This window comes from Hymenobacter canadensis, from assembly GCF_027359925.1.
In the GTDB taxonomy this organism is placed as follows: Bacteria; Bacteroidota; Bacteroidia; order Cytophagales; family Hymenobacteraceae; genus Hymenobacter; species Hymenobacter canadensis.
This window is the reverse complement of sequence record NZ_CP114769.1, coordinates 102,113-127,443: the sequence shown is the minus strand read 5'-3', so window position 1 is coordinate 127,443 and position 25,331 is coordinate 102,113. Positions and strand designations below refer to the sequence as shown.

At 59.5% G+C, this 25,331-nt stretch carries 17 protein-coding genes; 13 read left to right on the top strand and 4 right to left on the bottom strand.

Translation table 11 applies throughout. The features are described 5' to 3' along the window. Positions 1 to 221: 221 nt before the first annotated feature. A complete protein-coding gene (locus O3303_RS21695; RefSeq protein ID WP_269562310.1) occupies positions 222 to 1,430 on the bottom strand; it encodes a type I restriction enzyme HsdR N-terminal domain-containing protein in 1,209 nt (402 codons plus the stop codon). On the opposite strand from O3303_RS21695, the gene O3303_RS21690 reads away from it, so the two are divergent. From O3303_RS21690 to O3303_RS21640, 11 genes are all read left to right on the top strand, one after another. Further along, positions 1,424 to 2,230: an IS5 family transposase gene (locus O3303_RS21690; protein WP_269558484.1), complete on the top strand. Its 807-nt coding sequence runs from the start codon at positions 1,424 to 1,426 to the stop codon at positions 2,228 to 2,230. The genes O3303_RS21695 and O3303_RS21690 overlap by 7 nt on opposite strands. A gap of 488 nt (positions 2,231 to 2,718) precedes the next feature. After that, the gene (locus O3303_RS21685; RefSeq protein WP_269562309.1) at positions 2,719 to 2,967 is read left to right on the top strand and encodes a hypothetical protein; all 249 of its coding nucleotides are present in this window, start codon (positions 2,719 to 2,721) and stop codon (positions 2,965 to 2,967) included. Between the two features lie 362 nt (positions 2,968 to 3,329). Next, positions 3,330 to 4,643, top strand: a complete 1,314-nt coding sequence (locus tag O3303_RS21680; RefSeq protein ID WP_269562308.1) for a DNA/RNA non-specific endonuclease — start codon at positions 3,330 to 3,332, stop codon at positions 4,641 to 4,643. A gap of 79 nt (positions 4,644 to 4,722) precedes the next feature. Next, positions 4,723 to 8,334 (top strand): hypothetical protein, encoded by a 3,612-nt coding sequence (locus tag O3303_RS21675; protein WP_269562307.1) that lies wholly within the window; start codon positions 4,723 to 4,725, stop codon positions 8,332 to 8,334. A 1,002-nt stretch (positions 8,335 to 9,336) separates the two neighbouring features. Beyond that, positions 9,337 to 10,530 (top strand): hypothetical protein, encoded by a 1,194-nt coding sequence (locus O3303_RS21670; RefSeq protein ID WP_269562306.1) that lies wholly within the window; start codon positions 9,337 to 9,339, stop codon positions 10,528 to 10,530. 1 nt (position 10,531) lies between these two features. After that, positions 10,532 to 11,341 (top strand): peptidoglycan recognition protein family protein, encoded by an 810-nt coding sequence (locus O3303_RS21665; RefSeq protein WP_269562304.1) that lies wholly within the window; start codon positions 10,532 to 10,534, stop codon positions 11,339 to 11,341. A gap of 34 nt (positions 11,342 to 11,375) precedes the next feature. After that, on the top strand, positions 11,376 to 14,327 hold the full coding sequence (locus tag O3303_RS21660; RefSeq protein WP_269562303.1) for a S8 family serine peptidase: 2,952 nt from the start codon (positions 11,376 to 11,378) through the stop codon (positions 14,325 to 14,327). Positions 14,328 to 14,406: 79 nt separating this feature from the next. After that, on the top strand, positions 14,407 to 16,104 hold the full coding sequence (locus tag O3303_RS21655; RefSeq protein ID WP_269562302.1) for an amidohydrolase family protein: 1,698 nt from the start codon (positions 14,407 to 14,409) through the stop codon (positions 16,102 to 16,104). Between the two features lie 530 nt (positions 16,105 to 16,634). After that, the gene (locus tag O3303_RS21650) at positions 16,635 to 17,657 is read left to right on the top strand and encodes a peptidoglycan recognition protein family protein (RefSeq protein ID WP_269562301.1); all 1,023 of its coding nucleotides are present in this window, start codon (positions 16,635 to 16,637) and stop codon (positions 17,655 to 17,657) included. Positions 17,658 to 17,843: 186 nt separating this feature from the next. Beyond that, positions 17,844 to 18,194, top strand: a complete 351-nt coding sequence (locus O3303_RS21645) for a hypothetical protein (RefSeq protein WP_269562300.1) — start codon at positions 17,844 to 17,846, stop codon at positions 18,192 to 18,194. After that, positions 18,157 to 19,305, top strand: a complete 1,149-nt coding sequence (locus tag O3303_RS21640; protein ID WP_269562299.1) for a hypothetical protein — start codon at positions 18,157 to 18,159, stop codon at positions 19,303 to 19,305. The genes O3303_RS21645 and O3303_RS21640 overlap by 38 nt, the downstream gene beginning before the upstream one ends. Before the next feature lie 346 nt (positions 19,306 to 19,651). Here O3303_RS21640 and O3303_RS21635 read toward each other — a convergent pair whose 3' ends face one another. Together O3303_RS21635 and O3303_RS21630 are read right to left on the bottom strand one after the other, a co-directional pair. Next, positions 19,652 to 20,524, bottom strand: coding sequence for an IS3 family transposase (locus tag O3303_RS21635; protein WP_269562298.1), 873 nt, complete (start codon positions 20,522 to 20,524; stop codon positions 19,652 to 19,654). After that, the gene (locus O3303_RS21630) at positions 20,515 to 20,805 is read right to left on the bottom strand and encodes a transposase (protein ID WP_269562297.1); all 291 of its coding nucleotides are present in this window, start codon (positions 20,803 to 20,805) and stop codon (positions 20,515 to 20,517) included. The genes O3303_RS21635 and O3303_RS21630 overlap by 10 nt, the downstream gene beginning before the upstream one ends. 311 nt (positions 20,806 to 21,116) lie before the next feature. Here O3303_RS21630 and O3303_RS22080 point away from each other — a divergent pair, with 311 nt between their 5' ends. Together O3303_RS22080 and O3303_RS21625 are read left to right on the top strand one after the other, a co-directional pair. Further along, positions 21,117 to 21,431 carry an integrase core domain-containing protein gene (locus O3303_RS22080; protein WP_350356637.1) on the top strand — a complete coding sequence of 105 codons (315 nt, stop codon included), beginning with the start codon at positions 21,117 to 21,119 and terminating at the stop codon, positions 21,429 to 21,431. Between the two features lie 86 nt (positions 21,432 to 21,517). Beyond that, positions 21,518 to 24,598 carry a lantibiotic dehydratase gene (locus O3303_RS21625; protein ID WP_269562296.1) on the top strand — a complete coding sequence of 1,027 codons (3,081 nt, stop codon included), beginning with the start codon at positions 21,518 to 21,520 and terminating at the stop codon, positions 24,596 to 24,598. A gap of 1 nt (position 24,599) precedes the next feature. Here the strand turns inward: O3303_RS21625 and O3303_RS21620 are convergent, their stop codons facing one another. Next, positions 24,600 to 25,313: a LytR/AlgR family response regulator transcription factor gene (locus O3303_RS21620; RefSeq protein WP_269562295.1), complete on the bottom strand. Its 714-nt coding sequence runs from the start codon at positions 25,311 to 25,313 to the stop codon at positions 24,600 to 24,602. Between the last annotated feature and the right edge of the window lie 18 nt (positions 25,314 to 25,331).

Sequence of the window (25,331 nt, the reverse complement as noted above, 5' to 3'; positions counted from 1 at the left end):
GTAAGAAGGCCTTCGCGCTTGTCGTGACAGCGCTGAGCTTAGCGGAGAGCTCGGTCAAAAGTCATACCTGGTGCTCTTGATATCCGGCTGCTTGCCCGCCGACACGGCAGCATCGGCATTTTAGCTGACGTTTAGCTCAATAAGGACTATCTGCTTGTAACAAGCAGACAGACGTAGGATGTCTTGAGCGGCAAGAGCAGCCTTAAGGCTAAGGCAGTCGATTAGCGGAGGCTGCTTCGCAGAATATCCCGAAACTCATCTCGCAAGACGGCATACAAGAGTAAGTTATCCAGAAAAGTGAGGAGAGCAGCTTGCTGCGATCTGATCTCCTGGGTTAGATCGAGCTCGCCTAAGACCAGGGCTCCATGGTCATCTGATAGGTGAGGCGCTCTCTCAAAGATATAGTCGAGCAGCAGCTGTCGCCTAACACTGCCAAGCTTGCCTACCGTCAGCGTGCCATCGTGCCAGATAATGGCTTTGTTTGCCTCCAGACTGACATATTTATCCAAGCGAAGCTCCAGCGACATATGACTCCTCTGAAAATCGTCGATGGCAACGGCCAAGATGGTGCCTGCTGTTCGATTCTTCCAGTGCGGGTCATCGACTGTTTTGGCAATGCCTGCGATGGTTAAGGAGACTATTTGGTTATCGAGCTTGCTGTCGCTAATCAAGAAATACCGGTAGTCCATTCCAATGGTTCCTCCCCCAGCGTTGCCAAACTCAGCGCTACGAATGCCACAGTCCTCAACTAGGGAAATATGATCGAGCGATTGCGGCTCGACTCTGTCATCGGCATCAAACATCCAATCCATCAGGTTAAAGATGAGGGGGTACAGGGCGGGGCTGGTATCCTCCCCGATGTAGCCCTGTTGAATACTGTGCGCGATTACAGCGTCCGGAATGGGCTTGGAGACGTCCAGCCGGTCGTATGACCAAGGCTCAGGAAGCTGATGCGGTAATGGGTCGTCTCCGATCAGTTCACTGTAAGGCACAAGATGGGCTAAAGGCAGCAGCTCTCCGTCCGCAGTGCTCTCAAAGGCGTAAGTCACTACGCTGTTCGTAATGACGATGATCCGGGCTTTGATCACTGCGTTATAGCGCTGAGCTTGCTGCACTGCGGCATCTGATAAGAAGATGCTGGCTGCTTTACATTCTACTAATAGTCTTGCATTACCTGTGGCGTCACTCACCACTATGTCCGCTCGCCCGCTCTGTGCCTTCTCGTAATAGCTCATTGGTACCTCAGCCTCGATAAGCTCGCTGGGTACACCTAAGTCAGCGGTTAAGTAAGTGATAAAGGCTTGCCTAACTGCTTCCTCGGGAGTCGAGATAATGAGCTTTCTCCGGCAAGCGCATAAGAAGCAGTCCAAGCCGTTTCTCTTGTATCTAGAGCCTGTTATGCACTGGTAGCGTAATTTGGGGTATGGCACAGCAAAGCGGATACCCCAGCGACGTATCGGATACAGAATGGATGTTTGTAGCACCCTATTTGGCCCTGGTGCGGGAAGAGGCGCCGCAACGCGAGCATGCGCTGCGCGATGTGTTCAACGCCCTGCGTTACCTGGTCAAAACTGGCTGCGGCTGGCGTTACCTGCCCCACGACTTGCCGCCCTGGGCCGCCGTGTATCAACAATGGGCCCGATGGCGGGATAACCGCTGTTTTGAGCACATGATGGCCGATTTGCGCGAACTGGCACGGGTGCTGGCCGGCCGCGAGGCCGAGCCCACGGCCGTGATTCTGGACTCGCGCACGGTGCAGAGCACACCCGAAAGCGGGGCCCGCGCCGGTTACGACGGGGCCAAGCGGCGCAAGGGCAGCAAGGTGCACGTGGCCGTCGACACGCTGGGCCACCTGCTGGCCGCCGTCGTCACGCCGGCCAACGAATCCGACCGCGGGCAGGTGGAGGCGCTCTGCCAGCGAGTGCAGCAGGTCACGGGCCAAAAGGTACAGGTGGCGTATGTGGATCAGGGCTACACGGGCGAGGCAGCCGAATACGCCGCTGCCGTGCACGATATTGACTTACGGGTTATTGCCAAGCCAGCCGGACAAACCGGCTTTGTGCTGTTGCCCCGCCGCTGGGTCGTCGAGCGCAGCTTCGGCTGGGCCGCTCGCTTCCGACGCTTGGCCCGCGACTACGAACGCCTGGCCCTGACCATGCAACAGTTTCATTTCCTGGCCTTCGCGACACTCTTGCTGGCAAAAGGCGTTTTTCGCGCCACTAGTCCATAACAGGCTCTAGCTTTTGGCAAGTGACGGGAGTAGTCAACAGGTAGCATGAAGTCTGCTTGAAGGGGATTTACTCAACACTGAAGCGCTCACTTGAGCGCTAACGCTCTCCGCACGGCTAGGAGCTTAGCAAAGGCAGTGCTTAAAAATACCCTGATAATCGTGACTTTCTGCGCTTAAAAGCTGTCAATCGTGTGATTAGCTGCTTTGCATCAGGCTATGACCTGAGTAGAGAGTGGGTGGACTGGTAACGCTGACAGCTCGCCCAACGCATCAGAGGCTTCGGCACGAGAGCAGCGCGTATCTCGCTCCTTGCTATCCCGCCCTGTCCATAGACACCATTAGCTGGCCTGTGACACCGTTTCGGGCACAGGCCCACCCCACCCGGTTTGAGGACATGCTGGTTGTTGGCTGACCAGCGCAGTTGAAGGTGTTGCAGTTGTAGCAGTATATTTCAGGAGCAAAACCTTACCCTACCTGTTTCCCCCTCTATGTTCAAAGCATTACTCCTGGCCGGCTCCCTTTTTCTGACCAGCGCGTCCCTGCCCACCCAGCCAGCCGTCCCGGCCGCCCACCGCACCACCACCGCAGCGGTTTACGTGTGCATGAGCAAGGGCTCCGTTGCGTACCACGCCACCAACGAGTGCTCCGGCCTGAACCGGTGCAACCACGAGGTGCAGAGCATGTCCACCACCGCGGCGGAGGAGCTCGGCAAGCGGGCCTGCCTGAAGTGCTTTTAACCGGCCCTGTTGCGGCACAGCCCCTCCCGCAATGCCGCATGGCAGCCGGCGGCCTAAGTAAAGCACCGACGACGGGCCTTTCCCAGGTGGCTGCCCGGCAGCCGTAACGGCTACCCATCGGGTAGCCGTTTGCTTTATCGGTGGCATGGCCGGGCGGGATGCAGCTGCTTGTCGCTCCGCTACGGTGCCCGGTAACGCCTCAAAGCTTTGCGGCCCCAACCGGTCGGCCTCACCCTGGCCATGTGTCCGTTCTGTTATGAATGCAGAGGTGGTGCCAGTAGTGCCAGGCGGCAGGGGTAGCTTTGCAAGATTTTCCGCGCCCACCCCACCCGCTTGCACACACACCTTTACCGCTTCGTTTAATGCCCGTTTACTTAACTGGCCGGCGCCCCCGTACGGGGCTGCTGCTGGCCCTGCTGTGCCTGCTGGCCCCCACCGCCTGGGCCCAGACCACCACGGAATCCTTTGATTCCGGCACCAAGCCCACCTACCCGGCGGCACCCGTCACGCTGAGCACCGGCTCCTGGATTTTCGACGACGCCCTGCTCGGCACCGACGCTCAGGACCACCGCGCCGGCGCCCAGGCCGCCCGCCTGCAGCAGGCCGGCACGCTGACCATGGACTTCTTCCTGCCCGACGGTGCCAGCACCGTCAGCGTGCAGCACGCCGCCTACGGCACCGACGCCACCGCCGCCTTCGAGCTCTGGTACCAGACCCAGGGCTGCGACACCTGGGTGCGCGCCGGCCAGCCGGTCGTGGCATTCTCCTACAGCCTGCAGACCGCCTCCTTTCCGGTCAACGTGCCCGGCGGCCTGCGCTTCCAGCTGCGCAAGGTCACCGGCGGCAGCGCCCGCCTCAACCTCGACAACTTCACCGTCACGGCCTTCACCACCACGGCCCCGCCGCCCCCGGTGGCCGGCGACAACCAGCACCTGACCATGGGCAACCCCAGCGGGGCCACCGCCGAGGTCAGCATGCCCACCAACTACCTGCTGGAAAAGGCGCAGTACGCGCTGTCCTACCACCGCGACCGGGGCACGCCCAACTGGGTGAGCTGGTACCTGGCCCCCGTGTGGATCGGCTCGGCCTCCCGCCAGAACGACTTCCGCGCCGACCCCACCCTGCCCGCCGGCTGGTACCAGGTGGGCAGCGGCAGCTACTCGGGCTCGGGCTTCGACCGGGGCCACAACTGCCCCTCGGCCGACCGCACCAGCACCGTGGCCGACAACTCGGCTACTTTCCTGATGACCAACATGATTCCCCAGGCCCCCAACAACAACCAGCAGAGCTGGGCCGACCTGGAGAACTACGGCCGCACGCTGGTGGATGCCGGCAATGAGCTCTACATCATCATGGGCGCCTACGGCAAGGGCGGCACCGGCTCGGCCGGCTACGCCGAAACCCTCGACCAGGGCCGCGTGCAGGTGCCCCGCCGCGTGTGGAAGGTTATCGTGGTGCTGCCCCGGGGCACCAACGACGTGAGCCGCGTCTCGGCCGCCACCCGCATCATCGCCATCGACACGCCCAACGACAACGGCATGGTCCGGGGCTGGGGCCAGTACCGCACCAGCGTCGATGCCATTGAGGCCGCCACCGGCCTCGACCTGCTCTCGGCCCTGCCCACCAGCGTGCAGCAGGTGGTGGAGGCTCAGGTCGACAGCGGCCCCACCAACTAGGCGGCTGCGGCCCTGCCCCCGGCCCCCCGGCCCGGGGCGCATTTCGGTTTTTCCCCCTTTCCCTGACTTTCCCTGCCTTATGGCTCGTTCCTATACCTCGTTTTCCCGCCTGCTCACGGCCCTGCTGCTGCTGCTGAGTCTGGGCGCCCGCGCCCAGCTGCAGCTTACCGGCCCGGCCGCCGTCACCCAGGACTTCAGCGCCCTGGCCGCCAGCGCCACGGCTGCCCTGCCCGCCGGCTTCCAGCTGGCTGGCGGCTCCAGCCCCGTCTACGGCAACGCGGCCAACAACAGCGCCACCACCCAGGCCGGCGGCACCTCCGGCACCGGCGCGCTAAGCGGCTCCTCCTCGGGCGGGGCCTACAACTTCGCGCCCGGCGTCACGGCCGCGGCCACCGACCGGGCCCTGGGCTTCCTGTCCTCCGGCAGCTACAGCTCCCCGCGCAGCATCCTGCTGGCCGTGCGCAACAGCACGGGCCAGACGCTCACCGACCTGGGCGTGGCCTTCGATATTGAGAAGTACCGCGCCGGCACCCGCGCCTTCGACTGGCAGTTCTACGCCAGCCCCGACGGCAGCACCTGGTCGCTGGTGGCCGACGGCTCGCAGAGCTACGCGGCTGACGCGGCCGTTGCCGTGCTCAACCCGCCCGCCAGCCTCAGCAAGGCCGCGACGCTGAGCGCGCTGAACCTGGCCGACGGCGGCACGCTCTACCTGCGCTGGTCGTACGTGGGCAGCGGCGGCAGCACCAACGCCCAGGCCCTGGGCCTGGACAACCTGGTGCTCACGCCCACGCTCTCGGGCACCCCGGCCCCGGCCGCCATCACCACCGGTCCCATCACCGGCAGCCCGTTCTGCGCCGCCGGCAGCGGCGCGGCCGTCGCCGTGCCCTTCACGCTCACCGGGGGCCTGACCGGCACCTTCGCCGCCCAGCTCTCCGACGCCGCCGGCGCGTTTTCGGCGGACCTGAACCAGAACCTGATCGGCTCCGGCACGGCTTCCCCGCTGGCCGCCACCATTCCGGCCGGCACGGCCGCCGGCACCGGCTACCGCATCCGCGTGGTGCAGGCCTCATCCGCCACCACCGGCAGCCCCAACGGCGCCAACCTGACCGTCACCACTGCGCCCGCTACCAATAGCGTCACGCTCGCGCCCGCCGCGGCCCAGAGCCTAGCCACCAACGGCACGGGCGCGGCCATCACGGCCACGCCGGCGGCCCCGTCGTCCTTCACCTGGCTGTATTCAACCAGCAGCGACGGCCCGTTCACCACGGCGATCAGCGGAGCCACCGCTGCCAGCTATACACCCCGCGGGGCCGACTTCGGCGGTGCCGGCACCTACTACCTCGTGGCCCGGGCTACCAGCACCTGCGGCAGCGTCGCGGGCACCAGCGCCCCGGTGACCCTCACCGTGACCACGCCCACGCCCAGTGTAACCGCCACCCCCAGCCCCGTGCCCGACTTCGGCAGTGTGCCGGTGGGCACGCCCTCGGCCGGCCGCCCGGTAACGCTCAGCGGCCGCAACCTGGGCGGCGATGTGACGCTCACGCCCCCCGCGGGCTTCCAGCTGCGCACCGGCACCACGGCCTTCTCCTGCGCGGCACTGACGCTGCCCGTCAGCGGCGGCTCGCTCACGGCGACCGTCGAGGTGCGCTTCGTGCCGGAAGCGGCGCAGGCCTACAGCGGCGTGATTACGCTCACCAGCCCTGACGCGGCGCTACTCGACGGCATTGCCGTGTCGGGCACCGGCGTGGCCCCTGCCTACCCGCCCAGCCTGAGCACGGCCGCCGTATCGGCCGTCACCAGCACCACGGCCACGGCCGGCGGCACCGTCCTCGACGAGGGCGGCCGCCCCGTCACGGCGCGCGGCGTGGTCTACGCCCTCACCGAGGCCCCCACCACCCAGGATGACTTCACCCAGGACGGTACCGGCACTGGCTCGTTCAGCAGCGCCCTCACCGGCCTGGCGCCCGGCACCACCTATTACGTGCGGGCCTACGCCACCAACGCCCAGGGCACCAGCTACGGGGAGCAGCGCACCTTTACCACGGGCGCCGTGGTACTGGCCGCCGAGCCCACCCAGGGCTCGACCCTCACTGCCACCGCCGTGGCGCCCACCAGTGTCACGCTCGCCATCAGCGGGGGCGACGGAGCCAAAAAGCTGCTGCTGGTCACCCCCGGCCCGGCCCTGAGCTTCCAGCCCGCCGACGGCACCACCTACCTGGCCAACACCGTCTTCGGCCAGGGCGACCAGCCCGCGCCCGGTGTCTACGTGGTGGGAGCCGCCGCCACGGCCAGCGTCACCGTCACCGGCCTCGCGGCCAGCACGGAGTACACCTACACGGTGTTCGACTACAACGACGACAACACCAGCGGGGCCGAGAACTACCTGCTCACGCCCGCCGGCGAGCTGACCCTGTCCACGCCCGCCCCGCCCGCCGGGCTGCTGCTGGCCGATAACTTCGACTACCCGGCCGGTGACCGGCTCACCGCCCACGGCTGGACGGCCCACAGCGCGCCCGGCACCAACGCCATCCTGGTCAGCACCCCCGGCCTGAGCTACGGCGGCTACGACGCCGATGCCGCTAACCGGCCCGCCGCCGCGGCTGCGGCCGCCACGCTTGCCGCCTCGGGGGAGGACGTGAGCCGCACCTTCCCCAGCCAGGGCGCCGGCACGGCCGTGTATGCCTCGCTGCTGGTGAGCGTGAATGCGGTAACCACGGCCGACTACTTCTTCCACCTCGGGCCCGACCCCCTCAGCACCACCTTCCGCGGCCGCCTCTACGTCCGGCCCGCCGCCACCGCCGGCAAGATCCAGTTCGGCGTGTCGGGTAGCGGCACTACCACCCAATACGCCCCCGCCGAGTACGACCTGAAACAGACCTACCTGCTGACGGTGCGCTACGTGTTCGGGCCCTCGGGCACCGAAACCCGCCTCTACGTGAACCCAGGGGGCCAGACGGAGCCCGCCACGGCCGACGCCACCAGCACGGAAGCCGCCAGCTCGGCCCCCGCCAACCTCGGCTCGGTGGCCCTGCGCCAGAGTGCCAACACCACCCAGCTGCTCGTCGACGGCCTGCGCGTGGCCACCAGCTACAGCGCCGCCCGGGCCTTCTCGGCTGCCCCGCTGCCCGTAACGCTCACTGCCTTCAGCGCCCGGCGCACCGACGCCGGGGTGGAGCTGCAGTGGGCCACGGCCCAGGAACTGAACGCCCGCACCTACCACGTGGAGCGTAGCGTGGACGGGCGCACGTTCACCCGCGTAGCGGCGCAGCCCGCCGCCGGCACCACCACCCAGGCCCGGCGCTACGCGGTGCTGGATGCCAGCGCCCCCGCCCGCCAGCTCTACTACCGCCTTGCTCAGGAAGACACCGACGGCACGCTGCACTACAGCAGCGTGGTGAGCGTGGCCGCCGGCCTGGGCACGCCCGCGGCGGCCCTCACCGTGGCCCCGAACCCCGCCGACCCGGCGCGGCCCGTCACGCTGCTGCTCACCGGCCGCGCCGGCCAGGCCCTGACGCTGCAGCTGCTCGACAACGCCGGGCGCCTGCACCACACCCAGGCCCTGCGCCCGCTGACCGATGCCGAGCAGATGCCGCTGACGCTGCCGGCCACTCTGCCCGCCGGCACCTATGTGCTGCGCGTAACCGGCCCCGGCAGCCAGCCCCTGCACACCCGCCTCGTGTTGGTGCGATAAGCCCGCCATCCAGCCTGCCCCTGTGCCACAACGGCCACCCTGGCAAGGGTGGCCGTTGTTGTTGGTCGTCCTCTCACTAGCCGTAGCGCAGCCCACTGCTGACTGGCCCGGCAAACGACGCGGGCCGCACTAGTCCACCAACAGAAAGTCTTCCAACCGGGTAGTGTACTGCGCGGTGCTCCACTGCGCCTGGCCGGCCCGAAGCCGGCTTTCGCTGCCAGGTCGGGCTGGGATAGCGGCAACAGCTTGCGGCGCTGCTTGACAAAGACGGCCAACGGAGTAGTGATAGGCTATACCTGTTCGGGGATAATTCAACGATTGTAGCTGATTTAACACCCGAACGGGTCTAATATGGCCGCCATTGCGTTAGGCTTATTAGGGTAGCGCAAGCACAAAAATTCCCGTCTAAGCAGATGGGCAAGACGTTCCTCTAGGCTGGTCTGGTCGCCTAACGGGCGCAGCCACCTGGCAGCAATTCCATCAGGCAAGGTAAAATCGTGCTGTCCGAGCATGTTGATGTTCTAGTGCAGCAAGGGCGAGAGCCGGACCACCGTCGCCCCGTTCCGGCGGTTTGGCGACTGCCGGGAAGAATGAATCGGGAGGAGGCAATAGCCGCGGATGCGGATGACGTGGCCGTAGCGGTCCAGCAAGAGAAAGTGCAGGTCCTCCTTGGCCCTGCCGTTCCGCCCCCTGACTACCGCTCACTGCATCAAGTTGAGTGGGACTTAAAAATCAACCTGCCTTAGCTGACGGCCCATTTTTACTGGACTACCCCAATTTATTTCTAAAAATTCGGTGGTAGCACTGAGGCGCAGGGTTAGTTAAAAAGGTAGAATTGTAATCCGTCAAGTGTTTCACAATGAGCTGTTTGTTCAGCTGAGTTCAATGGCCTATTGCTTGCTCTCGTTAAAAAATTGCGTTATCGTCGCTTAGGGTAGATTAAAATCCCTGTTGCACTTGACGGCTGTTCCGCATTTTCGTCCATACCAAGCGCGACAACTTATGTTTGGCTCACAGATACTCGAAGTCGCGATTGGAGTCATTTTCGTTTTTATCCTCATCAGCATCGTCTGTACCGTTATCAGGGAGGGGATTGAGGCTTGGCTTAAAACCCGAGCAGCTTTTCTTGAACATGGGATTCGGGAGTTACTCCATGATAAGGAGGCAAAAGGGCTGGCCCAGAGTCTGTATACCCACCCGCTGATTTATGGGCTATACTCGGATGTATACAAACCCGTGCCAGGCACGAAACGCCCAAGCGCGATGACCAATGGAGGGACGCTGCCCTCCTACATTCCCACTAAAAACTTTGCCTTGGCGCTGATGGACATTGCGGCCCGAGGCCCGGCGACCGACGCGGTTAGCAGCGATGCCCAGTCTCCCAGAATCTCATTGGATTCTATTCGAGGCAATATTGCGAACCTGCAGAATCCTGCCGTTCAACGCATTGTCCTGACCGCGCTGGATGCTGCCCAGGGCGATTTAAACAAAGCTCAGGCCTACATCGAAGCGTGGTATGACAGCGGTATGGACCGGGTATCAGGCTGGTACAAACGCTCCAGTCAATGGGTGATTTTCTGGATTGCGCTGGTGGTCGCAATTGTGCTGAATGTCAACACCATCACCATCGCAAATTATCTCTCTCACAACGACGTGGCGCGGGCAGCATTGGTGGCACGCGCGGGGGTAGCGGTAAAGGACCCAAATTTTACAAACGGCAACTATCAGACAGTACAAGCCGAGCTGAATGCGCTACAAATCCCCATTGGGTGGGGACCGCAGCAGCACTACCAGACCCAGCCCGGGGAGTTGGGCATTTGGAGTTACGTGTTTGGCCCGCTGCTGGGCTGGCTTCTCACGGCCCTCGCCGCCATGCTGGGCGCACCCTTCTGGTTCGATGTGCTCAACAAAATCATGGTAATCCGCTCGACGGTGAAGCCCCACGAAAAAAGCAAGGAAGAGGCTTCCGAAGACCGGCAGGAATCCAAAAGTGCGCTTATACCATCAACGAACGGTGTGGATGGGACGCAGCACAAAGCCCAGCTAAGCGAAAATATGGCTGTGGTAGCCTCGCTGGCGCAACAGCCCCTGGCCACCCCACGAGACGAAGAAAGTGGTCTGGATGGATGCGAAGTAGTAGCCATCAACTTAACCTTGGACGAGCACTTGCCAGCTGCTGAAGGCGGCGTTGCCTGATATGATCTACTCCCTCATCTGGTTGCCGTCCGTTCTTAAATCGGCCGGCTTGAAAGTAGCCCTGGTAGAAGGTTGGGAAGAGCGCGGCCGCGGCGATGTGGGCCCCACCCACGGCGTCATCTGCCACCACACGGCCACCAACGACAAGCGGGGCAACATGCCTACGCTGCGTACCCTGTTGGAAGGACGCTCCGATTTGCCGGGGCCCTTGGCCCAGCTAGGGCTGGGCCGCGACGGCACTTACTACGTGCTGGCGGCCGGTCGCTGCAACCACGCTGGCAAGGGCATCTGGCAGGGCCTGACCAATGGTAACGCCAATTTTATTGGCATCGAGGCCGAGAATACGGGGCGGGCCAATGATTTCCCCTGGCCCGCTGTACAGCTGGATGCTTACCACCGGGGCGTGGCCGCCATACTGAAGTACATCGGCAAGAGCGCTACTTTTTGCGCGGCGCATAAGGAATACGCCCGGCCCTTAGGTCGTAAATCAGACCCCGTGTTTGATATGGTGCAGTTTCGGAGGGAGGTGACGGCTATTTTAGACGGGACGGCCCCCGCTCCTACATTGATACCTGCAGTTGAGCCCACGCCCGCGCCAGGCGCGAATGGGCCGCGTCCCACCCTGCGTCGGGGCGCGAGCGGCAAGTGGGTAGAGCAGTTGCAGCGGAAGATAGGCGTAAAGGTTGACGGCAGTTTTGGGCCCCGAACGGAAGCGGCGCTGCGGGCTTTCCAACGCGAGCACAACTTGGTTCCGGATGGAATTGCCGGGCCAAAGACTTGGCAGCTCACAGATACGCTAGTCACAGCTTGATTGACACTTCTAAATAACCTCTCACTTTGATGATATGGCAGTTATCCGCCCCAACTGGGCCGTGGTGCAGTCGGCCGCTGATGAGTATAAGCTGTTCGCGCTGGAAATCGACCGTATTCGACGCAATACCAAACTGTTTCGTCAGGGATTGATTCCTTTGGAAGATGTTTCGCCTGACCCGGCGCGCATTCAGGCGCGGCTGGACCGCGAAACGGCGCACGAAGACTGGCTGCCTGGCGGGCACGCCCAAGCGTTTGCGCGCGCCCAAGAGCGGATGATGGGCAGCCAGCTGGATTTGCAGGAAGCCTGCATCCTAGAGAAGCTAGTGAATTTTTCGCGGGCTGTGGGGCGCATTGTGCTGCCAGCCGGCCAGGGCCTGGGCACCGGCTGGCTGATTGGCGAAGGGCTGCTACTCACCAATCACCACGTGCTGCCCAATGCGGAGCTGGCCAAGGGCAGTTGCATCATGCTGGGCTACGAGCGCAGCGCGGAAGGCAAGCCTCAGAACGGCCAAACCTTCTGGCTGCGTCCCGACCTGTTTTACCTCACGCCCCGCGAAACCACTACGGCCGGAGAAGAAGTGGAACTGGACTTCACGGTAGTGGCTGTGGAGAGCCAAAGCCAGGAAGGCAAGGCCCTGAGCGACTACGGCTACGTGACCCTCGACGGGGCCAGCGGCAAGGTGATAGAGTCGGAAAACTGCATGGTGATTCAGCATCCACAGGGCGATTATAAAAAGGTAACGCTGCGCGACACCCGGCTGCTGCTGGTGACCAATCAGCCCGATGCTGACAAGCACCTTTTTTATGAAAGCGATACCCTGGAAGGCTCGAGCGGCGGCTTGGTGATAGGGCTGGGCACCGGCGAAGCCATTGCCCTGCACCGGGCCAGCGTGCCTCGCCTCGATGCACAGGGCCGGGTGCTGCGCCGCGACGGCCGGCCGTGGCAGGAAGGCGACGCCGACGACGCCATCGACTGGATTGCCAACCAGGGAGTACGAGTCAGTCGCCTGGTCGATTTCATTACCCAAGCGCCGGTACCGCCCGCTATGGCCTCTTTAAAAAAACAACTTGTAGCCGCCATGCATCAAAAAGAAGCCGTTGCCCAGGCGATGATGACGGGTAATTCTGGTTTAAATAGTAATCTCCCCCCGCTGCTGGCAACCGGGGCCAGGGGGGGATTAGCAACCGCTCCTCAGTCTCTGCCAACGCCCGCTAGTACTAACTGGGGCGGGGGGGTAACGACCGATTTTATCGTTCGGGTAAGCCCGGTACCCCTGCTGCGGGACCACCTCCTGGCAATGCTGCGGCAACAGCTGCCCGGGGCCGGCATCGAAGAGCTGATTCCTGCCGAGGTGCCATCACGCCTGCGGGCCTACTTGGTGATTACGGTGCCGAACGTGAGCGACCCGTGGGCTGTGGCTGCGCAGCTGGAAGGGTTCGATGGTGTGGAAGAGGCCGAGCCGGACCTACCACGCTATATGGCCCCCAGCGCGGTCGACGTTGCCGCCGAAGCAGCTCTGCTGCCGGGACCAAAAGCTTGGGAAAGCGGCCGCGGCCGGGCTGAATGGGACGAGCCCCGCTTCCTGCACAGCTGGCTGGCCACCAGCCCCTGGCTGGCAAAGCTCAAGCCCAGCAACGCGGCTGACCTTAAAGAAATCCGGCGTTGGAACCAGCGCGCCACCGGCTACGATGTCCAGGCAGTGGCCGCCCAGCTCAAGCCGGAGGGGCTGCGCGCTCTGGCGGGCCTGCAGCTGGCGCAGCTGGATACGGGCTACACCGACCATTCGAAGGTGCGGGAAGGCTACAACCTGAACGCCGACTACGACGCCATTGACGAGGACGATGACGCCCGCGACCCGCTGCAAACCGGGCTGGGCAGGAATCCGGGCCACGGCACCCGCACCGGCAGCATTCTCATTGGCGCAGCGGCCAGCGGAGTAGTGCCCGCGCACGATGGCAACTTCGGGCTGCTGCACGAGCTGAGCAACGGCGGCTACACGGCCCGCACGCACCTAGCCCCTTTCCGGGTGGCCCGGTCGGTCATTTTGCTCGGGAGTGTTAAGCGCGTAGCGCGGGCTGTGCAGCTGGCTCTAGACCACGGCTTTCAGGTGCTGACGATGAGCATGGGCACTTTAGGTAACTCAATGTTCGAGGACCTGGCCCGCACGGTTTATGAGCGGGGAGTTATCTGGGCCTGTGCCGCCGGCAACGAAGTGCCCTTTGTGGTGGCTCCGGGTAAATATCCAGGAGTCATCTGCGTGGCGGCCTCGAACCCTATTGACGCGCCTTGGTCCGGCAGCTGCCGCGGGCCGGCCGTGGACATTACCGCGCCGGGAGAAGACGTGTACGTGCCCATTCTCACCGATGACAACCGGGAAGACATGGGCTACGGCAACGGCACCAGCTTCGCTACCCCACACGTTGCGGCCGCGGCCATGCTGTGGCTGGCCAAAAACGAGGCGGCCATTGGCACTACCTACACGCAAGCTTGGCACCGGGTAGAGGCCTTCCGGCTGAGCGTGCAGCGGTCGGCCCGAAAGGCGCCGGGACTGCCGTCCGGCCAGTTTGGTGCCGGCATTCTGGATATTAAGGCACTGCTTGATTTGACCTTGCCCGCCCCGGCCGAGCTTCGCCACGCCTATTTAGGGACCATGGGCATCGAAAAAGCCGACGTGAAGCGCCCACTGGCCGTGCGCGAGCTGGAATACCAGGACTGGCAGCAGGTACAAGGCGAGGCGCTAGGGCGCGGAGCCACTGCTGCCGGGGCGCTGGGTAGCCAGCCGCTCGAACTGGCCCTGGCGGGGCCTGCACCGCTGAGTTCGCCGGCCCAGCTGTTTGCCAAAACACTGGAAAGCTACGCCGGCGTGCGGCGGGCCGGCAGCGCCCTGGAGGCTTCCATCGGCCCGAACCGCACGAGCCACATGGCCTACGCCCGCCTTCGCGCCTTGCAGCAGGTGCAAGCCCAGCCAAAACCCCAGTATTAGCCCCTTTGCCTCAAACCCTTAAAGCGGCCACCCGATGAACACGTTTGATTTTCATTTTCACCCGCTTTTCAAGCGGTTCGTGACCAAATTTGAGGACGCCGACCGGCAGAACGGCAGCAGCACGCTGCCCGTCCGGCTGCCGGGCATCGGGTCGGTTATCGACACCCTGGCCGGGCACATCCTGGAAAACCAAGCTAGCGTGGCCCAAACCATGGCCCGCAAACAGCCCACCGAGACCTGCCTGGGCATAGCCGCGGTACTGGCCATGGAGTATGTTTTCGCCAGCCGGCAGGGACTGCTGAAGCTGCTGGAGCTGGAGTTTTTCGGGCGCGATGTGGTGGCTGTGCTCGACAGTCGCTTCATTGATTTCGTGAACCAAAGCCAGGGCAGTTATGCCCAGCTGCTCGACAAAGAAATAGCCTTTTACCAATGGGTAGCGCAGGAGTCGGCAAAACCAGCGTCCACCCTCACCCATAAAATCAACTTGCTAAACCGCAAGATAGGCCAGCCGGTGCAGGCCCAACTGCAGGCTGGCATGCTGAACCTGGCCCTGGCCATCGAGGGCGGGCACTCACTAAGCCAGCGCACCATCCGGCAGCTGGTGGGGCCATACGACCCAGTAGAGCAGGTGCGGAAATTCCGCACCGACCCCACGCTGGACTTCTTTTACCTAACCCTCACCCACCTCTCGCACGTGCCGGAGCAGCCCTTGTGCAGCCACGCTTTCGGGTTCAAGCTGGTGAAGAACGTGCCCGCCGCCCGCCCCCAGTTCGGCGGACTCACGCAGTTGGGCCGCGACGTAGTGCGGGCCTGTGTCGACACAAAAGCCATCCCCCACCCTATTCTCATTGACATCAAACACATGAGTGCCCGCGGACGCGACGAGTTTTTCGCCTACCGCCGCGAGCTGCTCGCCCAACAGCCCGATGGCTTCCTGGCCCCCGGGCCCAACAACACCTGGCCCGTCGTGGCCACTCATATGGGCGTGACCGGGTTTCGGCGCCGGCAGATGCGCAGTCACCTGGTCCAGTACGGAGTGGAAGCAGCCAACCCGTTTAGTGTCCGGCTGCGATTCAATCGCGACCGGGCCGGGCAGTTCAAGCAGGGACTTGTGAAGGAAAACGTCTTCTTCAACGCTTCTAGTATCGGGTTGTTTGACGACGACATTGAAGAAATCGCGCTTAGCGGCGGGCTCATTGGCATCAGCCTCGACGCTCGAATTCTGGGCTTTCAGGACGTGGTGCAACGCAACCTGGAGGGTCCCGACCACGACTTCGATTACTTCTCGCGGGATGATTTCGCGGCCTACTTTCCGGAGCTGAGCCAGGCACTGCCCCCGCTCGCGGAAAAGGAGGAGGCCGGCGCGGTGCCCGGTGCCGAGCTGCTGCCCGTCGGCTTCGGCAACGAATTACTAGGGCAAGCAGACCGCCGCACGCGCGAGTTGTACTTGTTCTGCCTGAACGTTTTGCACGTAGTGGCCGTCATCAAAAACTTGGGCGCAGCCGTGCCGCGCAATGCCTGGGATTTCGTGTGTCTGGGCTCAGACTACGACGGCCTAATCGACTCCATCAAGGCAGCCCGTACCGTCGACCACTTGCCCGGCTTTCGGCAGGAACTACTTGATTTTTTTCCTAAAGCCGAAAAAGCGTATCGCAAGTTACGCGACGACGCGCCCGAACTGCTGCCCCGCTCCAATGGTTTGCCGGAGGTGGAGCCAGTACTGGAAGCGCTGTTCTTCGGCAACGGTCACCGGTTTTTGCTCGACTGGTGGGGCTGAGCTAAGCTGTCCTGAGTCGGACGACGATCAGTCGTAAGCCGCCTATATTCTTCGTAATCAACTACCCGTTGGCATTTAGGTCTGGCTCCGTTTTTCCACCAACCGTGACCAGCATAGCAAACCGTTACAGCCGCCTGCAGGCGTATGTGCGCTGGCTGCTGCAGCTGGGCGCAGTATTGGGTGCTAGCGGGGATTAGGCTATAGACAGTCCAGTCACTCCACGCTTATCGGCTATCGATTTCGTCATGTAGACGTCCGGGCCAATTCGACATAGTTAATTCCGGTCTGCCGCGACGGTAAGCATTATAGGTGCGCGGAGAGCAACCCCCATTTGAGACTAGTTAAATGAACCGGTTCGAAGGAGGTATTTCACGCAGTGGCTATCTGTCGTTGGTGGCTATCCGTCGGTTAGGTAACAAAGCCAAGGCATGAGGACTAAGCGGGCTGGCACCCATATGCAGGGGAACAGTTGCGCAGCCTCTGGGGGGAATTAGAAGTGCATTTTCCTTTTGATATTAATTGACTGAGACATGGATACCCCTCTGACGGACAGGCCGCGGCATGAGGTGCAAGTGATCATCGAGCAGTTTCCAGAACTGTCGCCAGCCACACCGGCAGACGAGCAAACCTTGAAGTGTCTACAAACAAAATATGGCCTTTTGCTGCAGCTTGCCGACCAGTCGCTGCGGGACCGCGAACTGCGACTAAAAGAGGGTGCTAGCCGCGTTGACCGGTGGTCAAATCCACTCGTGGTGGGCATCTTTGCTGGGGCGCTGGGCTTGGTTGGCACGTTTGTGAACGGGTTCGTCAGCAACACCAACCAGCGGGTGCAGCTGCAAAACGACCTTATCAAGGAAGCGATCAAGCCCGCGACAGCAGAGGAACGCGCCAAGAGCCTCGTCTTTTTTGCCAAAAATGGGTTGATCACGCTCGACGACCGTTCCCTGACCTCGCTCATTGGGATCGCGGGCACGGGGCAACCGGTACCCGGCTCATCAGCCGAAGCGACCAACCTGCCGCCGGGCGTAGCACGGCCGATTGCATACGTGCCGGCAATGGTCGAGCGCGTCCGGGCGGCCCCTGGGGTGCCATACCCGGCCGGCATGCGGCCCGCGTCGCATCCGGGAGATACGACGCGCCGGGCTATCATCCTACACGACGCAATGGTTGGCGATTTTGCGGTGGCTACGCTGCGAGAGGGGTTACCCCAGTTGCCCGGGCCACTGGCACATTGGGCGGTGCAGTCGAATGGGACGATTTCCTTCATTGCCGACGAGGCAAGCAAAGCCAACCATGTGGGGCGAGCCGCTCACGGCCTGTCTAATTTTAATACTATTGGCATCGAAGTAACGGGGATCGCTGCTCTAGAAAACGAGCGGCAGTTCGAAAGCTTAATCCGCCTCGTGGCGGACGTCGCAGATCGGTGGCATATCCCAACCGAACGGATCTTGAGCCATGCGGAAGTGGCCTTGCCGTTGGGCCGAAAGGCAGACATGAAGCAACAGGCACCTATTATCCGGCAGATGGTGGCCGCGGTTCGTAAGCCGCGATGAAATGCCTGCTCGATTACCGTTTATGGAGAGTAAAGTATGCCAAAGGGTGACGCAGGCGTGTGTGTAAATCAATAAGTAGTGGTAGCACTGATGTGTTCAGTGCTACAGCCTGTTACCTTCTCAACGCGTTGTCTTATTTTCTGACAACTCACAACATCACAGAAACGGCTTTCCATTTCCCTCACTATGACAAAGTCCGAAGTCATCATCGAATTTAGTGAAACCGTTCGCAGAGTAGACTACTGTAATCTTGAGGGACGGGATATTGATACCAATGATTTCGAACTGGAAAATGGGCGTTGGAAAATCCAACTAGATGGATTTCCCATAGAAAATGATGATGACCTGGACCTAGTGATTGTGGTTGTGGGCAACCCTGGGGTGAAATGCAATATGACTGTTTCAATAGATGATGTCAAATACGGCCCCTACGATTCCTACAAGCCCTTCAACAGCAGTGGGTACGCGCAATTTGACTTTGAAATTCCACTAGACGGTGATGACACGAACTTCGCGCAAGGGTATCGTATTGTTTAGCTGTTGTTTACTAACGCATGTCTCATGGGGACAAAACCTCTTGAATTTGCGGTCGGCGGGCTCCTCTATCAGTCTCAACAACGGGCCTTCTCCAACTACGGCCAAAGACACTTCTGCCAAGGAGAAAGAAGAAGCGGCAAAAGCAACTAAGGTAATACTGCCCTCTAGCTTGGGAATTCTTGCTTTTTCTACACTTGAAAAGAAGGCGGAAGCAAGTTATTACAGCTATTTCAACCCCAATGGTAAGCACAGCCGTGATTTCTTTATCGGCGTAACCGGATCTGCCGAGATAAAAAACAGTATCGCAAACGTGTTTTCCAGTGGCAACTTGGTAACTGGAGCCGGGGCCTCTTTGCGCCTAGGAATTCTGCTAAAGACAAACCGAATTGACTGGGCTGCTAAACTGGCGGGTGTGAATGAAGAGCCGGATAGAGAAGTGCGTTTAGCGAGGCGACAAGCGTTACTAGATACAGTGCCCCCTGCCTGGGATTTGTGGCTCGTGGGTAACGGAGGCCTAACCGGTTCTGCTTTTAAGCTGTTTTTACCTAACAACGCATTCGATAAACAGATCAAAAAGCAAGGGTTCACCGGTACGGACTTCAGTATTGGGCTAAACTACTGGCAAGCACGGGTCAGCAGTATCAACAGTACCATCCTATCGGGTGTTACTATTGGGCGCAAACGCGACAATAATTTTAACAAGCTAGAAGAAAGTACGCGCGAAGACACACGTACACTCATAGACTCAGTAACAAAAGTCACCAGAAAAGTGGTTACTAAAGAGACCATTTATACTGGCAATTATAAGGAAGAAACGATTTATCCTCTGAACCTGGATTTTTACTTTGTGCCGCTTAATCTGGAGAATGTAGGCTTTTTGGCAAGCAATACAATGAACTTCTCTGCTAGTCACAACACCCGGGTAAACCCAAGTTTTGGTGTATTTTTTCTTAAAGAACGGAATCCGTTCAATCCAGTCGCGGGCTTTACCTTTGGCTATTACGACTTGTTTGACACGGATTCTTCCGATGACGATAAGCGCACTACAAGCAAAATAGCCATATCTATTGCAGCTCGTATTAACTTAGTTAGCAGTCAACTGCGCAAGTAGTGAGTGCGGTTGCTCCCGCCGCGCTGGCCGTGGAATCGCTCTACGCAGCCATCAGGCGGCTGCAAATGCAAAACCAGCTAAAAAAATGCTGTTGCCATGTGCGTAATCCAGTAACGCGCCTTAATACAGGCCCGCAGCGATGGTTCGGTGCAGGCCCGCTGTTAGGCCCTGGAGCTAGCCCGTAGCAGCTACTACTACCAGCCCTGAGTCGAAAGTGCACTAATTCTGGCGCTGATGTGCCTATTGGGCTATGCTGTCAATGAAATGCGCGTACGTCGCCTCGTGCCCCTGATGGGCCAGGAGCTAGCTTGCGGCTAAATGTACTACTCCCCAAAACCTGGACAGTTTAGGCGGGGTTTGTTAAGCAAATTGACGAAGGTTTGAAGGTAGGGGTTTGGGCGAAGAATTGGGCAGGTGTCAGGCCCTTGAGCGCCTGGTGGGGCCGCTGGTGATTGTAGTAGGTAAAGTAGGCGTGCAGCTGCTGGTAGAGGTGCTGGCCATCGGTGGCCGGATTTAGGTACACGCACTCCCATTTGACCGAGCGCCAGAGCCGCTCGATGAAGGCGTTATCCGTGGCGCGGCCCCGGCCGTCGCGGCTGATCTGGCAGCCGGCGGCCAGCAGGGCCTGTTCAAATGGCTGGCTGGTGAATTGGCTGCCCTGGTCGGAGTTGAAGATAAAGGGGGCCGGTTGCTGTTGCAACGCCCCGGACAACGCGCTCAGACAGAAGCCCACGTCGAGCGTGTTGCTCAGCTCCCAGCTCAGCACGTAGCGCGAGTGCCAGTCGAGCACAGCCACCAGGTAGAGGAAGCCCCGGGCCATAGGCAAATAGGTAATGTCGGTGCTCCAGACCTCATTGGGAGCCGTCAGCACCCGCTCGCGCAGCAGGTACGGATAACGCGTGACACCTTGGCCGGGCACCGACAGGCGCGGTTTGGGATAGACCGGCTCCTGGCCCATGAGCCGCACCAGGCGGCGCACCCGCTTTTCGTTGACTGGGTAGCCCAACTGGCGCAGGTGGTCGCGCAGGCCCAGCACGCCCTTGAAGTTGTGGCGCGTGAACTCCTCATCGAGTAGGCGCATCAGCGCCAGGTTCAGCGCGTTTTCGCCCCGGGGCTGGTAGTAGTAACTGCTGCGGGCCAGCCCCAACGCCTGGCAGCGGGCCTGCACCGAGCCTTCGGCACTGGCTTGCACCAGGGCCCGTTGCTGGGCTACGCGCATGGCGGCAACGTTTTTTTTAGCAGTTGATTTTCCATCTGCAGCCGGCCGATGGCGGCGTACAGCGGTTCTACATCCAACGAGGCTGGTGCGGCCGGGCTGGCCTCCGTGAAGACCTGCGCCGCTTGCTGGCGCAACTGCAGCTTCCAGCGGCTAATCTGTGCGACGGACAAGTGGTAGCGCGTGGCCAGTTCAGCCAGCGGGTGCCGCTCCGTCAGGGCGGCTAACGCTACTTCTGCTTTGAAGGCAGCAGTAAAGCGGCGACGGGTGCGTTTTGGGTTCATGGCGTTGACTAAGATAGCCGCCAGAAACTGTCCAACTTTTAGGGAGTACTACAAAACTACGCCTGTCGGTACCTGGCGAAGGCAAAACGCGTTATTCGTACCTGTTGCGCGAACAGGTGCTGACGGCGCCAAACCAAGTTTGGAGCACCGATATCACCTACGTGCCGATGGACCGGGGCTTGTTCTAGCTGGTGACCGTGCTTGACGGGCACTCGTGCTATATGCTGAGCTTCGAGCTGAGCAACACGCTCGACGTGGGTTTCTACCTTACGGCCCTGCACACGGCGTTGGCCACCTAACCCGCCCCGTTCATCTTCGACTCCGATCAAGGCAGCCAGTTTACCAGCCAGCCCTTCGAGCAGGCGCTGCTGGCTGTCGGCTGCCAGATTAGCCATGACGGCCGCGGCCGGGCCACCGATAATGCCTTCATCGAACACCTCTGGCGCTCGGTCAAAAGGGAGTGCTTGTACCTCAACCCCGCCATCAATAGCCACTACCTCTACGAGCAGCGGCAGGCCTACTTTCCCTACTACAATTACCACCGTCCCCATCAAGCCTTTATAGGGCCCCTCCCGCCTAATTCTTCGCCCAAACCTCTACCTTCAACCCACCACAAATTTGCCTAACAAATCCCCCTTAAAATGCCCGGTTTTTTGGGCAGCAGTACATTCTAAACTATCCGGCATTCGGAGTTTTATGCAATCTGTTCTTCATGAAAGATGTTTATTGCTTCCATCCTCACCTCATTTTGCGTACTCCTACCCAGCCTTTTCAGCTGACCATCGACTACGCTACCATTCAGACCTTCTTAGCCAATGAGCGCTTCATGGAGGCAGTATATTTAGCCTCCCCAGCGCTGTACGAGCAGTGCCATAAGTGGCAAAATGGTGAGCTTACTGATTCCCATAAGGTAAAAAAGCTGCGTGGTTCCCTTACCCGCTACTATCTGCGTAGTTTCAGCCGGTGTACTCCATTTGGCCTGTTTGCTGGGTGTGGTATAGTAACGTGGGGTAAGCAGAGTCAGATAGAAGTAGTACCAGAAAATGCGACTCGGCACACACGTCTGGATATGCACTACTTGTGTGCTCTAGCCCACCGACTGGCAGCGCATCCCACTAGTAAGTCCCAGTTGCGCTACTGGCCCAATACTAGTATTTACCGAGTAGGAGACGAACTGCGCTACATTGAGCATCAGTACCGCCACGGGATCCGACACCATCAGATTAGTGCCGTCGAAGGATCTGCGTATTTGTACCAGTTGCTGACAGCTGCCCAGGCAGGTTTGCAGTACTCGGAACTGATTGCCGTACTTAGTGACGAAGAAGATGATCAGCAGCACGCTGCGCAGTTCATTGATGAGCTAATTAAGGCCCAAGTACTGGTACATGAACTTGAACCTACTGTTACTGGCAAAGAGTTTTTTTTCCGTATTCAGCAAGTCCTAACTCGGCTGGTAGAGGCTGCCCCTCAGGCAGGGGAACTTACCACTGCAACTCATATTTTAGAGAATGTTCGCCAGCAGTTAGCGGCAGTAGACCAAGCACCCGTTAATCTCGCGGCTTCTTACGAACGAATCATAGAAACCCTAGCCCCTTTAGGTGTCCCTATTGAGCCTGGTAAACTGTTTCAGACCGATGCAGTAACGGGCCTGTCGGCTAATTCTACGCTAGCGACAGCTCTGCAGGACCAATTGCTTGACGCGCTGGACATACTGCGTTACTTGACTCCGGCGCCGCAACAAACGCGACTCAATGACTTTCGGCGGCGCTTTCAGGCGCGCTACGAGGACCGGGAGGTGCCTCTGCTAGAAGCACTTGATAACGAAAGCGGTTTATCCTACACCGAGTACGGCCAGAGCAGTTATTCCCCTCTGATTGACGATCTGGTCCTACCAATGGTTGAGCCGCTTGGATCCGCTACCGCACAATCGCCGGTGCAGCAGTACATGTATCAGAAGCTACTGTCAGCGGCGCGAGCTGGACAGTATACTGTTGAAATAACGCGACTTGAGGTAGAGAATTTTACACCAGCTGCCGAGCCCCTTCCCCCTTCTGTGAGCGTAATGTTTCGGTTAGTTGGAGCTGAGCAAGTGCTACTTGAAAGTGTAGGGGGCGCAAGTGCCGTCAATTTATTAAGCCGCTTTGGGCACGCAGTACCGGCAATTGAGCACATAGTACGCACTATTGTGGAGCAAGAGCAAGACTATAATCCGGCAGTAATATTTGCCGAAATCTGTCATCTACCCGCTAGCCGCGTTGGTAATATACTGTTACGGCCGAGTTTACGAGCTGTGGAAATTCCTTATCTGGCCCAGTCGACGCGGCCCGCGACCGAGCAAGTACAGGTACAGGAACTGCTGCTATCAGTAAGGGATCAGCAACTAGTGTTACGCTCCAGCCGCACAGGACAGCAGATTATTCCGCGGTTAAGCACAGCACACAATTTTGCGCATGAAGCGCTACCAGTGTATCAGTTGCTAGGCGACTTGCAAACTCAGGGCCTGCAGCCAAAGCTAGGTTTCAGTTGGCAATCAGTATCGGAGCACCATACGTTTCTGCCCCGCCTTGTTTATCGGCAAGTGGTGCTAGAGCCTGCTTGCTGGCGCTTCAACCAGGCAGATTTGAAATCACTGCTAGCTGCGGAGCCGGCCAGTAGTGCTGCTTGCTTTCGTCAGTTCCGACAACAGTGGAAGTTGCCTCGGCTGTTCACTCTTGCTGATGGTGATAATGAGCTTCTGGTGGATGCCGAAAACGATTCAGTGGTAAAGACTTGGCTTGATATTATTCGCAACCGGTCCTGTATTGAGGTGAAAGAATTCTTGTTTGATCCCATCACGAGTCCTGTACGCGACTCAATGGGGCAGCCGTATGCTCACCAATTTATTGCACAATTAGTGCGGCAGCAACCAAGCTACTCCGTAAACCGGCTTGGGCCGCTTGCCGGCAGGCCAACAACCGAGCAGCGTGAATTTTCAATAGGGTCGGAGTGGCTTTACTATAAACTATACTGCGGTCAAAAGGCGGCCGATAGTGTCCTACTGGAAGCTATTCAGCCCTTAACCCAGCAGTTGCAGCAACAAAGCTTAATAGATAACTGGTTTTTTATTCGCTACGCTGATCCTGAGAACCACTTGCGCCTGCGATTCCATTTGCCTGATCCTCGACGCATTGGGGAGATAATATTGCTCATCAGCAGCTATTTGCAGCCTTTTATTGCTAGCGGGGTAATCTGGAAATTACAGACTGATACTTACCGGCGTGAGCTGGAGCGCTACGGTAGTCAAGCTATTGAGTTGGCTGAACAACTCTTTGGTTACCAGAGCAAGGCAGTGTTGGAGGTGCTGGCCAGCCAAAATGGAGAGGCAGATAGCTGGCTGTGGGGATTGGGAGCAATGGAAGAATTACTGATGGCTTTTGAGTGTTCGGCGGCGGAAAAAATAGCACTGTTACAGGGGCTGAAGGACCAGTTTGGGCGGGAATTCAATCTCGATAAGAACTTAAAACTGCAGCTCGATACTAAATACAGGACGGCTCGGACGGCCATCAAGCAAGTACTGGCGCGGACCGAAGCAGCCATAGTCCCCCCGGCACTGGCAGCCACAGCGCAAGAGCTAACATTGCTGATTAAGCAGCGCGCGGTAAGTCTGAGTAAGGAGCAATTGCTTGGCTCTTACCTGCACATGTTGTTGAACCGTTTGATCCCGGTTCAGGCACGCCTACACGAACTATTACTTTACGATTTTCTGCACCGGCACCATACGTCGCAGCAGGCGATTCACCGGAAACAGAACTGAGTCACTTCTTGCCGCCCATCATCTTCTCATTTAAGGCTTCGAAAAAGGCATTACGGTAGGTTTCCCCTAATGGCACGTAGGCTTTTATGTTCTTGAACAATATCTGGTTGCCGTCGAGCGCCTTAATCTTGTTTAAAGCCACAATGTAAGATTTATGCACGCGCATAAATTGTTGGGAAGGTAACCGGTCTTCTAAGTCCTTCATATTGAGTAGCGTGACAATTCGATCTTCATAAGTATTAATGGAAAGATAGTTTTTCATGCCTTCCACAAATACGATTTCATCGAAGTTAACCTTGGTCATCTTGCCTTTGCTCTCCGTCTTAACAAAGATATAATCATCTTTCTTCTCGGCTACCTGCCAGTGCGAAGAAGGCTCCATAGCGACGTTAAGAGCCTTTTGAGCAGCCTTCAGGAATCGCTCAAATGCAATGGGCTTGAGCAAATAGTCCAAGGCTTCCAGTTCAAATCCGTCGACAGCAAACTCATTGTAGGCAGTGGTAAGAACAACTTTGGTATGGCCTTTCAGTAGGCGCATAAAGTCAAGACCCGAAAGCTGAGGCATGTGTATATCCAGAAACAGCAGGTCTACCGGCTGGTTTTGAATTATACTTAGAGCTTCAATAGGATTGGTTGTGCTACCCTGCAGACTCAGGAAAGGGGTTTTCTCGATAAACGTGCGTAGAATATCTATCGCTCCCTGTTCATCGTCCACGATTAGACAAGAAATCAT